Here is a 12,000-nt window from a genome sequence, read left to right as displayed (position 1 = left end):
AAATTACAGCAGGACGTTGGCATCCTTCAGAGCCGCCATCACTACTGGTTGGGCTGATTCGCTCAGCTCGGTCAGCGGTAAGCGTAAATGACCCTGCTTAATCAAACCGAGTTGATGCGCCGCCCATTTTACGGGGATCGGGTTCGATTCAACAAACAATTGCTGATGCAAAGGCATCAAACGTTGATTGATCGCATTCGCCGCCGTGAAATCCCCGGATAAAGCTAACTTAAACATTGTTGCCATTTCGTTCGCAGCAACGTTAGCGGTGACCGAGATCACACCGTGGCCACCTTCAGCGACAAAATCCAAACCGGTTTCATCATCACCGCTAAGTTGGATAAACGCATCGCCACAAAGTTCCCGCGTTTTCTTCACACGAGAAATATCGCCCGTGGCATCTTTGATCCCAACAATGTTGTCGATGCTCGCCAGGCGCGCCACGGTCTCTGGCAACATGTCCACGCCTGTACGGCCTGGCACATTGTAAAGCACCTGGGGTAGATCCGTCGCTTCTGCGATGGCTTTAAAATGCTGGTATAAGCCTTCTTGCGTTGGCTTATTGTAATAAGGGGTAACGGTTAAACAGCCCGCAATACCCGAGCCTGAAAACAGTTTGCTAAAAGTGATGGCTTCATGAGTAGCATTGGCGCCCGTACCTGCGAGCACGGGGACGCGTCCTTGCGCATACTCTAAGGTTTTGAGTACGACTTTTACGTGTTCATCAACCGTCAATGTGGCTGACTCACCGGTAGTGCCCATTGCGACAATGGCATCAGTGCCTGCTGCAATGTGGTATTCCACTAATGATGCTAAACTGGCGTAATCCACTTCACCTGCATCATCGAGCGGTGTAATTAGTGCTACCATGCTTCCTGAAAACATGTCCATCTCCCCCTGTATAAACCGATCTTGGCTGCGTTAAGAACTATATGGATAAACCGAATAAATAAGGCTACCAAGTCAAACCATACTACTTTTCAGTTACAGTAAACTCAAGACAACTCTGTGTAAATCCGTGATGACGCACTGTCTGCCAAAAGCTTAATTTTACATCTTAGATTACTTGGCTCGGTCACTGTCTGTGCTACCATGCTGAAGGTCTTCATTAAGTGATGTAATAAAATATGGAACATTATCTCGTCGTTACAGCTGTCGGTACGGATCGCCCGGGGATATCCGATGAAATTACACGACTGGTCACCCATTGTGATTGCAACATTGTTGATAGCCGTCTTGCCATCTTTGGGCGAGAGTTCACGCTAATCATGTTGCTCTCTGGAACCGCGAATGCCATCACCCGGGTGGAATCGACGCTACCGCTCAAAGCCCAAGAGCATGACTTGCTCACCATGATGAAACGCACGAGCAAGCATGAGTTTCGCTACTTTCCTTATACCGCAGAATTTCACATTGAAGCCGACGACAGCCCTGGCCTCATTGAACAATTCACCCGCTTTTTGGCCTCCCGTGGGATTGATATCGGCTCATTGAGCGCCCATACCCATGAGAGTAAACAGTCCGAGGTACCGAACACGTTTATGCTACAGATCAGCACAAACTTACCCGAAGGGTGCAACCTCATGACACTCCAAGAAGAATTCGAAGCCCTTTGCCAGCAACTGAATGTCAGTGGCAACGTGACGTTCGTCGGCCATAATCAATAAGGAAAACCCCATGAACACATTAACGGCAGGCACACCCGCCCCTGCGTTTACTTTGCTCAACCAAGACGGTGAACCCGTCAGCCTGAGCGATTTTAAAGGGAGAAAAGTCCTCGCTTATTTCTACCCAAAAGCGATGACACCCGGCTGTACCGTGCAAGCTTGTGGCCTGCGCGACAGCAAAGCTGACCTCGACGCCCACAATATCGTGGTATTGGGGATCAGTATTGACCCGGTAAAACGTCTACCAAAGTTCATTGAGCGCGATAACCTGAACTTTACCCTGCTGTCAGACGAAGACCACGCTGTGGCCGAGCAGTTTGGCGTATGGGGTGAGAAGAAGTTCATGGGGAAAGTGTATGACGGCCTGCACCGCCTCAGCTTCCTGATCGATGAAAACGGCACCATTGAACACGTGTTCAATAAGTTCAAAACCAAAGATCACCATGAAGTGGTCATGAACTACTTACAAGCTGCGCAATGATCCGTTGTCTGTGTATGACACATAAAAAAGGCCGCATTCACATGCGGCCTTTTTCTTTGTTTTTCGAAATATTTTTCTTTGCCATAGCCGGATATGGCGTTTCACCGGTCGCGCGGCGTTAGAGCGTCATATCTTGTGATTCTTGCGGCTCTGTCGCACGTAGTGCATTCCAAACCGCTTTCACCAAGGTTGCCAATGGAATGGCAAAGAAAACGCCCCAGAAGCCCCACAAGCCGCCAAACACCAGTACCGCAACAATGATCGCCACCGGGTGCAAGTTCACCGCCTCGGAGAACAACACCGGCACCAGTACGTTACCGTCCAAGGCTTGAATAATGCCGTAAGCCACCAGCAACCACCAGAAGTCAGGGCTGATCCCCCACTGGAACAAACCGACCATCGCGACGGGTATGGTTACCGCGGCGGCCCCAATGTACGGGATCAATACCGAGAAGCCCACCAACACGCCTAACAGTACCGCATAACGCAGATCCATCACCTCGAAAGTGACATAACTGGCGATACCCACAATGAAAATCTCGGTCACTTTACCGCGAATGTAGTTAGAGATCTGCTCGTTCATCTCCACACCGACCTTGCTAGCCAAACGGCGATTACGCGGCAACAAACCGCTCAAGGTCGCCAGCATTTCTTCTTTATCTTTTAGCAAGAAAAACACCAGCAAGGGCACTAAAATCAAATACACCGCCAAGGTGGCTAAGCTCACCAAAGAAGCCAATGAGCCTTTTACGGCGCTCTCCCCCATGCCCAGTACTTTCACGCGCAGCGCATCCATAAAGGTGACCACTTGGTGTGGTTGCACGAAGTCAGGATAACGCTCAGGCAAACTCGAGACGTACGCTTGCAGCCCATTGAACATGTTTGGCACGTCCGCCAACAAGTTTCCGACCTGATGCCAAATGGTCGGCACCAAACCAAAGATCGCCATCACCATCAGACCAGCAAAAATCAGCAACACGCCCATCACTGACAAGGTGCGCGGTAACCCAAGGCGGGTCAGTTGCACCACTGGCCATTCCAGTAAATACGCCAGAACAATGGCGACCAGCAATGGGGCGATTAAGTGCCCAAAGAAATAAATGGTCAAGAAGCCACCCAACAGGATAGCCACCAAACTCACCGCGTGGGGATCAGAAAATCGACGCTGATACCAGCGGTTAAGCATCTCTAACATAAACAGTTATCGCCTTTGGTCACAGTGATTGCCAGTACGTGATGGCTATCCATCAACACCTCAATGGCCATTCCTTGGGTGGAGAGGTAACGAGGAATATCTTGCCTCGCGCCTGCGTCAGTCATATGAATTTCCATTTTTTCGCCTTTTTTCAGCGCATGGGTGGCCCTTTTTGCCAAAAGCAGTGCCATCGGGCAACGTTCTGCGGTCAAATCAAGCATTGCCTGTTCCCTTCCGATATACTGACAATTGACATTCATCGGGTTATTGTAAAGGACATCCTAACGACAAAAAAGAAACCTGTCGCAGGTTTCGTTGTCAGAAGGTCTTGTTAATTCCCCCCAAGTGACCCCACGCTGCAGGATTCAGCCGTCACTTAGGTAGCGACCCATCTAGCCTCGCGGTAGAGCGGTATGAAGAAGACGCAACAGAAGGCGGTACCCATTATTAGCATGATTCCCTTTGCCAAATTTCTTGAGATGCCACGCCGATTTGCTCCGGTTTGTGTGCTGGTTGGCGCCCTGCTCGGCGCAAACAATGCGTCTGCGACCAACAGTCTCAATCAGTTGCCCGAAATCGGCACCGCCGCCGCGGCGACATTAAGCATTGAAAAAGAGATGGAATACGGGGATGCCTACATGCGGATGCTGCGTGCCAGCATGCCAATCATCAGCGATCCTCTGTTGGCGGAATACATTCAAGATCTCGGTCACCGATTGGTCGCCAATGCCAGTGATGTCCGCACGCCGTTTAGCTTTATTCTGATCCAAAACCGCAATATTAACGCCTTTGCTTTCTTTGGTGGTCATGTGGCCATTCACTCGGGGCTGTTTCTTCATGCCCGTAATGAAAGTGAATTGGCCTCGGTCGTTGCGCACGAAATCGCACACGTTACCCAACGCCATTTAGCGCGCAGTATGGAAGATCAAGCCAAAAGATCACCAGCCACGTTGGCCGCTTTAATTGGCTCAATGATGCTGGCCATTGCCGCACCGGAAGCCGGTATTGCGGCCATTCACGCCACCACGGCAGCCTCAGCGCAAGGGCAAATCAACTACACCCGTAGCAACGAAAAAGAGGCCGATCGGATCGGCATTGCCACGCTGTCCAAATCGGGCTTTGATGTGCAAGCCATGCCCCGCTTTTTTGGCCGCTTAGCGGATCAATACCGCTATACCAGTAAACCACCGGCCATGCTACTGACGCACCCCTTACCGGAATCCCGGATCACGGACAGCCGCAGCCGTGCCGCCCAGTACCCCAAACATACCGTGCCACCTTCGGCGCGTTATCAATTAGCACGCTCGCGTATTATTGCGCGTTATGCCGGGCTTGAAAGCAAAGCGGCACTGGATTGGTTTGCACGTGAACTGAAAAGAAACGATCCGGCTCGCCGTGATGCGCTGCATTATGGACAAGCCTTGGTGTACATCGATTCAGAACAATATCAACAAGCCCATGCGCTGCTTGCTCCGCTGCTCGCGAAAGATCCCACCAATCGCTTTTATATCGATTCCGCGACCGATCTCGATTTGCACCAGAAGCACTACAGCAAAGCCATCTCGCGACTAGAAACCGCCCTGAAAAGGCACCCCAACCAAAAAGTGTTGAACTTGAATTTGGCGAATGCCCTGCAAGAAGCCAATCGTAACAAGGAAAGTATTCCGATCCTGACCCGCTATACCTATGATCACCCTGACGATCCCAATGGTTGGCACCTGCTGGCACAAGCACAGGCTGCTGATGGTCGCCGTGATGCCGAGTTGGCCGCTCGGGCTGAATTGCTAGCGTTACGCGGCGCCTGGGAGAAAGCGATTCAGATGTATATTCAAGCCAGCCAAATGGTCGAAATCAACTCGCTCGATCAAGCCCGCTATGATGCCCGGATTGATCAGCTGCGCTTGGCACGCCAGCGATCCTCAAGCCTTTGAGGAAAAAGCGTTTATTCTGCCCTTATCTATACCCACTGCGCGGGCAAACACGACGGCAAACCGTTTCTTCTTGATGACAGTTGCTCTACAATGGAGCAACATCATCAAAACACCGGTGACGACATCTGCGATCACCGGCTGAATAAAGGAAGTTTGTATGTCTGTCGTGATTTACCATAACCCTCGCTGCTCAAAAAGCCGTGAAACGCTGGCACTCCTTGAAGACAAAGGCCTGACGCCAACCATCGTGACCTACCTCACTGACACACCGTCGGTTGAGCAACTGCAAACCCTATTCCGCCAACTGGGCTTTGCGACGGTTCGTGACATGATGCGCACCAAAGAAGCCCTGTATAAAGAGCTGGCACTGGGTGACGACGCGGTGACTGACGCCCAATTGTTTGGCGCAATGCACGCGAATCCCAAACTGATCGAGCGCCCAATCGTAGTGAACGGTGATAACGCGGCGATGGGCCGTCCGCCGGAAAACGTACTGACCGTACTCTAACAAGGACATCCGCCATGCATTCCCTTTTGGTGCTCTATTACAGCCGCCACGGCAGCACTCGCCAACTAGCGCGACACATCGCCCGGGGGATCGAGCAGGTCAACGGCTGCGAAGCCATTCTGCGCACCGTGATAGACATTGATAGCCAAGGTAATCTCATGGCGGATGACGGACGCGATCCGGTCGTGTCCCGCTCCGATCTGGAACAGTGCATCGGGCTGGCAATGGGCAGCCCTGTGCGTTTTGGCAATATGGCGGCCCCACTGAAGCATTTCATCGACAGTACCAGCGCACAATGGCTACAAGGCACGCTGATCGGCAAACCAGCCTGTGTGTTCACCGCCTCGTCATCGCTGCATGGTGGCCAAGAAACCACCTTACAGTCAATGATGCTGCCGCTGCTGCACCATGGCATGCTCATTGTCGGGTTACCGTATTCTGAGCCGGCCCTGCACACCACCCGCTCTGGCGGCACCCCCTATGGTCCCTCTCACTTTCACCATGACAATGGCGCAGCGCTAAGTCAGGAAGAGTGTGAATTGGCTCAAGCCTGTGGCAAACGACTGGCTGAAGCGGCCCTTAAACTGCGCTAACCGAACTAAGCCACCACACCGTCGGACGCGACAGCGACATTTTCACGGAGGAAATATGCCTGCTCCTGCTATGCACACAACAACCCGTTTACTACATTATGCCGCCCTCAGTGCAAATCTGGGGCTGATCGGCTGGGTGATCCTGTGGCAAACGACCTTATCCCCCCACCCGCATCTGAATCCTTGGATCATGGCCGGAGTCTGGGTGATACCGATGTTACTCCCATTACCGGGACTGCTCGCGGGGCGTCCGTATACCCATGCGTGGGCGAATTTCATTTTGATGTTTTATTTTCTTCATGGCTTCACGCTGCTGTGGGTCGATGAGGGGGAACGCTGGCTGGCAGTTGTGGAACTGCTGATCACCACCCTTGCCTTTATCTGCAACATTCTGTTTGCCCGTCACCGAGGCCGTGAATTAGGGATAAAACTGAAACGCTTGTCACAGGTAGAAAAAGAAGAGAAAGCCCGCCACGAAGCCACTGAATCATCACCCGCTCAACGCGATTGATGGCATCAGGTTGATAGCACCTCGTTGAGGATACCAAAGTGGTGGTGGCAATAGACATAAACAGAGACAGAATGCAGAGATAAAAAAACGGTGGGCAAGCCCACCGTTTTTATTGCGTCGTGTTTAGAATAAACGGTACCGTTATAACGCGAGGGTCGCTTCCGACGTAGTGACCACCTCTGGCGTAACAGCACGAGCAGGGGCAGGCACGGCACGCGGTACCCACTCAAAGACTGCCGTTTGTTTCACTGGCAGTGTCTCGACCGGTGGCACCGCGAGCGCGTCTGTCGCAGACACATCTACCTCAGCGGTCGAAATCGCACTCACTAACCCTTCAGCTGGCGTATTGGCCGTAGCCACACTCGCCCCCTCATTCGCGTTAGGCGCTTCCGTCATGGTGGTGGCAGGCGTAATTATCGTCGCAGGGGCAGCATCTGAAGCCTCCTCTGGTACTGTCGATAACGGCGTGATCGCATGGGGATCAACCACAGGGGCTTCACTGCTTTCCCACGCAGGCATTGGTGCAGGGGCGGCGACCGCTGATAAGCGGCTGTCCTGACTCAGCTCTTGCTTGAAAGCCTCTTCAGAGCTTAGCAACTGCACGTTAAATTCCACGTTATCACCCTGAATACGGTACGCATTCACTGCCGCTACCGAGGTCAAGTTTGTCACCAAACGCTCTAACGTAAAGAAGTCTTTAGAGGAAGCAATGTTCCCAACCACCACCGACATGGTGTTATTTAAATCGCCACCCAATGGCACGGCATATTTCGCGGCTAACTGATCCGCCACACTGTCCATCATCTGGTTAATGGTTGATACTGCCGTTCCCGATAAACGGCCTTCAATCGGCGCCACTTGTGAAGCCGCCAAGGCTTCAGGACGATTGGCAAACAACTGCCAGTTCACACTGATCTCATCCGTGCCTTGTTTGCGAACACGGGCCACCAAAATGGCTTCCGGCTGGTAACGCAAGCTCGCCGTAGATATAGGCTGAACAAAACCGCCCCACAGATCCGGTGAGCTGATGGCTGTGACATCTTCAAAATCACCGATAGGCACAGAGACCGGTAAACCACGACGTTCTGCAGCTTGCTTCACATCCGTGAGTAACTGACTACCTGATTGATCCCACAGAATATTGCGGTCACGGCCATCATCTTCCACCATCCACACCAAGGTGGTTGGGCGCTGCTCACTCCAGAAGCTCGATTTGGCTTGCGCCAGCAAGGTACGAACTTGGCGCGGATCAAACGTCAGCGCCAACGTGCGCTGTCCATCCAAATTACCGTAACCAAATTGGCTGACATACTGCCCGCTGTGAGTCAGTGCTTTCGCGACCACTTCGTTTTGGCCAATCGCGCTTTGCCCTGAGACTTTGATCAGTACTTGCTCCAGCGCCTGTTGACGAGCTACCTGCTCTGACTGCCGGTCAGTATCCGGCAGCACTACCTGCGCCTGATACAAGTTGGTCATGGTGGCAGCCTGAAGCGGCAGTGCCAATAACGCCATGAAAAGTAACGTAACACGCAACATAAAAAACTCATTTATCACTTAAGTAATGTTCGATCATAAATTGAACATATCGTGCTCGGCAACTGCTTCCAGCACAAAATCAAGGGTTCCCTCGTATTTTTATGTGGCACAACACACTAAGACACTGTTTTTAACACTATTTATGGGTCAACCCATTGTCACATTTTTGCGAATCACCGCACCAAACTCTTCCTTACATGGGGTTTGCAAATTATTCCTCGCCAACGTTAGGCAATCGATTACTTCCATGCTAATATTCCGCGATTTTTTTCTAGCCAAGGTGGATATATCACATGTTGCAGGTCTTACAGGGTGCTCAAATGCTGTTTGTGGCATTTGGAGCGTTAGTTTTAGTGCCACTGCTCACGGGACTGGATCCCAACGTTGCTTTCTTCGGTGCCGGTATCGGTACACTGCTTTTCCAAATTGTCACTAAACGTTCTGTTCCTATCTTCCTTGCCTCTTCTTTCGCTTTTATTGCACCAATTATGTTCGGTGTCCAAACGTGGGGCATTCCTGCGACCATGGGCGGCCTGATGGTCGCAGGTGTGGTCTACGTGTGCATGGGCGCACTGATCAAAGTCCGTGGCGTTGGCATCATCCATAAATTACTTCCACCTGTGGTCGTTGGCCCAGTCATCATGGTGATCGGCCTAGGCCTGGCCCCTTCTGCGGTCAATATGGCACTGGGTAAATCGGGTGACGGTGCCGTGCAACTTGTGAATGCAGATGCGGCGCTGTGGATTTCATCAGTATCCCTGCTGGTGACCATAGGCTTTAGCGTGTTTGGTAAAGGCTTCTTCAAGCTGATCCCTATCATGGCCGGTATTGTGAGTGGCTATGTCCTCAGCCTGGCGTATGGCGTGGTCAACTTTGTGCCTATCCAAGAAGCGGCATGGTTCGCCATCCCGAACTTCACCTTCCCAGAGTTTAATATCAACGCCATTTTGTTCATGATCCCTGTTGCGATTGCGCCGGCAGTCGAGCACGTGGGTGACATGCTGGCAATTTCTAACGTAACCGGTAAAGACTACCTGAAAAAGCCCGGCCTGCACCGAACTATGGCGGGTGACGGTATCGCGACAATGGCCGCTTCAATGTTTGGCGCGCCACCGAATACCACGTATTCTGAAGTCACCGGTGCGGTGATGCTGACCAAAGCCTTCAACCCCGTGATCATGACATGGGCGGCGGTAACGGCGATTGTGCTTGCATTCGTGGGTAAATTGGGCGCAGTACTACAAACGATTCCAGTCCCGGTCATGGGCGGGATTATGATCCTGCTATTCGGTTCCATTGCGACCGTCGGTCTTAACACCCTGATCAAAAACCAAGTGGATCTGCACAAAGCCCGTAACTTGGTGATTGTGGCGGTGACACTGGTCTTTGGTATTGGCGGCATGGCATTTGGTATTGGCGGCTTCAGCCTACAAGGGATCAGCCTGTGTGGTATCGTGGCGATTCTGCTGAACCTGATCTTGCCTGACGACCTAGGTGAAAACCACGTGGTCGACAAAGCGCAAATCGACGCGTGTAACGACAAGTAATCACACGGTCAACATCACGCTGAACCGCATAAAAACAGGGCGAGATATTCGCCCTGTTTTTTATCTGCGATACACCGAACCGATCTCTCCACGTATTACAGGCATAAAAAAAGCCGGATTTTCATCCGGCTTTTTACTGTCTTTAACCCGCTTGAAGCAGGAAACGATTACTTCGTACCGAAGATCTTGTCACCTGCATCACCAAGACCCGGAACGATGTAACCTTTATCGTTCAGCTTCTCATCGATAGCGGCTGTGTACAGCTCAACGTCTGGGTGCGCTTTTTCAAGTGCTTCAATGCCTTCTGGCGCAGCCACCAACACTAACACTTTAAACTGCGTACAACCCTGCTCTTTCAACAAATCCAGTGTCGCAATCATCGAACCACCGGTTGCCAACATTGGGTCAACCACTAGCGCAATACGCTCGTCGATGTTTGAAGCCAGCTTATTGAAGTATGGAACAGGTTCAAGGGTTTCTTCGTCACGGTAGATACCGACCACGCTGATACGGGCACTTGGCATATGCTCAAGTACGCCGTCCATCATGCCTAGACCAGCACGCAGAATTGGCACAACAGTGACTTTTTTACCTTTGATTTGGTCAATTTCAACGGGACCATTCCAACCGTCAATGGTCACTTTTTCCGTTTCAAAGTCTGAAGTCGCTTCGTATGTCAGCAAGCTACCAACTTCTGTTGCTAGTTCGCGGAAACGCTTAGTGCTGATGTCGCCTTCGCGCATAAGACCGATCTTATGTTTTACCAGTGGGTGTTTAACCTCAACGACTTTCATCTTTGACTCCTAAGCAGGCTAAATAAAAAAAATCGTATTATTATACACCATGCTAGAGCGCTTCGGATAGGATCCCTAGGTTCGTTTGCTCACGAAACCACCAGCGAGATTTATTGACGCAAACGTTTCCCTTTCCGCCCTGACTGCTGTTATCATACCCTCGCTTTTTTACTTTAATACGTTGAGGGACCTCCTGTGAGCGGCAATAACTCTTCTCTTAGTTACAAAGATGCTGGTGTTGATATCGATGCAGGTAATGCATTAGTTGATCGTATTAAAGGGGTGGTAAAACGCACACATCGCCCTGAAGTCATGGGTGGAATTGGTGGTTTTGGTGCACTTTGCTCACTACCGACCAAATACAAGGAACCTGTGCTGGTATCAGGCACAGACGGTGTGGGTACCAAACTGCGTTTGGCAATGGATTTGAACAAACATGACACCATCGGTATCGATTTGGTGGCCATGTGTGTGAATGACTTGATTGTACAAGGCGGCGAGCCGCTGTTCTTCTTAGATTACTACGCCACAGGCAAACTGGATGTCGATACCGCCGCAGCGGTCGTTGCCGGCATCGGTGAAGGCTGTCTCCAAGCCGGTTGTGCATTGATTGGCGGTGAAACCGCTGAAATGCCAGGCATGTACCACGGTGAAGACTATGACGTCGCAGGCTTTTGCGTCGGCGTGGTCGAAAAAGCCGACATCATTGATGGCAGCAAAGTCCAAGCAGGCGATGCCCTGATTGCTGTGGCCTCTAGCGGTCCTCACTCCAACGGCTTCTCTCTGGTTCGAAAAATCATTGAAGTGTCTCAAGCGGATCTGAATCAAGAGCTCGACGGCAAAACACTGGCTGATCACCTGCTTGAACCGACCAAAATTTATGTGAAATCGACGCTAAAAATGATGGAAAGCTGTGACATTCACGCCATTTCCCACATTACTGGCGGCGGCTTCTGGGAAAACATTCCTCGCGTATTGCCTGAAGGGGCGAAAGCCGTGGTCGATGGCAACAGCTGGCAGTGGCCTGCGGTATTTAACTGGCTACAGCAAGCCGGTAACGTCGATACCTACGAAATGTACCGCACCTTTAACTGTGGCGTTGGCTTAGTTATTGCCCTACCACAGGCACAAGCAGAACAAGCGATCGCTATCCTTAATGCAGAAGGCGAAAACGCATGGCTGCTGGGTCACATTGCTGATGCAGCTCAAGGTGAAGAGCAGGTGGAGATCCTGTAAA

Annotated in this window: 13 protein-coding genes; 8 read left to right on the top strand and 5 right to left on the bottom strand. The window is 51.5% G+C overall.

Features of this window, described 5'->3' with window-relative positions; translation table 11 throughout:
• Positions 1 to 3: 3 nt before the first annotated feature.
• Positions 4 to 885, bottom strand: coding sequence for a 4-hydroxy-tetrahydrodipicolinate synthase (gene dapA / locus L4C36_RS16505; RefSeq protein WP_428478902.1), 882 nt, complete (start codon positions 883 to 885; stop codon positions 4 to 6).
• Between the two features lie 242 nt (positions 886 to 1,127).
• Here dapA and L4C36_RS16500 point away from each other — a divergent pair, with 242 nt between their 5' ends.
• Both L4C36_RS16500 and bcp read left to right on the top strand, forming a co-directional pair.
• A complete protein-coding gene (locus L4C36_RS16500) occupies positions 1,128 to 1,667 on the top strand; it encodes a glycine cleavage system transcriptional repressor (RefSeq protein ID WP_428478901.1) in 540 nt (179 codons plus the stop codon).
• A 10-nt stretch (positions 1,668 to 1,677) separates the two neighbouring features.
• Entirely contained in the window at positions 1,678 to 2,148 is a 471-nt protein-coding gene (gene bcp, locus L4C36_RS16495) for a thioredoxin-dependent thiol peroxidase (RefSeq protein WP_428478900.1), read from the top strand.
• 118 nt (positions 2,149 to 2,266) lie between these two features.
• Here bcp and L4C36_RS16490 read toward each other — a convergent pair whose 3' ends face one another.
• Positions 2,267 to 3,343, bottom strand: a complete 1,077-nt coding sequence (locus tag L4C36_RS16490; protein ID WP_428478899.1) for an AI-2E family transporter — start codon at positions 3,341 to 3,343, stop codon at positions 2,267 to 2,269.
• A complete protein-coding gene (locus L4C36_RS16485; protein WP_428478898.1) occupies positions 3,337 to 3,564 on the bottom strand; it encodes a sulfurtransferase TusA family protein in 228 nt (75 codons plus the stop codon). Before L4C36_RS16485 ends, L4C36_RS16490 begins: the two co-directional genes overlap by 7 nt.
• A 258-nt stretch (positions 3,565 to 3,822) precedes the next feature.
• Between L4C36_RS16485 and bepA the strand changes: the two genes are divergently transcribed.
• The 4 genes from bepA to L4C36_RS16465 all read left to right on the top strand — a co-directional run bounded on the left by bepA (position 3,823) and on the right by L4C36_RS16465 (position 6,886).
• Positions 3,823 to 5,274, top strand: coding sequence for a beta-barrel assembly-enhancing protease (bepA, locus tag L4C36_RS16480; RefSeq protein WP_428478923.1), 1,452 nt, complete (start codon positions 3,823 to 3,825; stop codon positions 5,272 to 5,274).
• Positions 5,275 to 5,431: 157 nt separating this feature from the next.
• Entirely contained in the window at positions 5,432 to 5,782 is a 351-nt protein-coding gene (gene arsC, locus L4C36_RS16475; RefSeq protein WP_428478897.1) for an arsenate reductase (glutaredoxin), read from the top strand.
• Positions 5,783 to 5,796: 14 nt separating this feature from the next.
• On the top strand, positions 5,797 to 6,375 hold the full coding sequence (gene wrbA, locus L4C36_RS16470) for an NAD(P)H:quinone oxidoreductase (RefSeq protein WP_428478896.1): 579 nt from the start codon (positions 5,797 to 5,799) through the stop codon (positions 6,373 to 6,375).
• A 55-nt stretch (positions 6,376 to 6,430) separates the two neighbouring features.
• Complete coding sequence (locus L4C36_RS16465) at positions 6,431 to 6,886, top strand: DUF2069 domain-containing protein (protein ID WP_428478895.1); 456 nt, start codon at positions 6,431 to 6,433, stop codon at positions 6,884 to 6,886.
• A 141-nt stretch (positions 6,887 to 7,027) separates the two neighbouring features.
• Here the strand turns inward: L4C36_RS16465 and L4C36_RS16460 are convergent, their stop codons facing one another.
• Positions 7,028 to 8,422, bottom strand: a complete 1,395-nt coding sequence (locus L4C36_RS16460; protein ID WP_428478894.1) for a DUF2066 domain-containing protein — start codon at positions 8,420 to 8,422, stop codon at positions 7,028 to 7,030.
• Between the two features lie 293 nt (positions 8,423 to 8,715).
• On the opposite strand from L4C36_RS16460, the gene L4C36_RS16455 reads away from it, so the two are divergent.
• Positions 8,716 to 9,969, top strand: coding sequence for a uracil-xanthine permease family protein (locus tag L4C36_RS16455; RefSeq protein ID WP_428478893.1), 1,254 nt, complete (start codon positions 8,716 to 8,718; stop codon positions 9,967 to 9,969).
• Between the two features lie 167 nt (positions 9,970 to 10,136).
• On the opposite strand, the gene upp is transcribed toward L4C36_RS16455, so the two are convergent.
• On the bottom strand, positions 10,137 to 10,763 hold the full coding sequence (gene upp, locus L4C36_RS16450) for a uracil phosphoribosyltransferase (protein WP_428478892.1): 627 nt from the start codon (positions 10,761 to 10,763) through the stop codon (positions 10,137 to 10,139).
• A 195-nt stretch (positions 10,764 to 10,958) separates the two neighbouring features.
• On the opposite strand from upp, the gene purM reads away from it, so the two are divergent.
• The gene (gene purM, locus L4C36_RS16445) at positions 10,959 to 11,999 is read left to right on the top strand and encodes a phosphoribosylformylglycinamidine cyclo-ligase (RefSeq protein ID WP_428478891.1); all 1,041 of its coding nucleotides are present in this window, start codon (positions 10,959 to 10,961) and stop codon (positions 11,997 to 11,999) included.
• The last annotated feature ends 1 nt before the right edge of the window (position 12,000 follow it).

Source organism: Photobacterium japonica, from assembly GCF_050337005.1.
Lineage (GTDB): Bacteria > Pseudomonadota > Gammaproteobacteria > Enterobacterales > Vibrionaceae > Photobacterium > Photobacterium japonica.
Note: the sequence above shows the minus strand (reverse complement) of the source record. Positions and strands in the feature narration are given on the sequence as shown.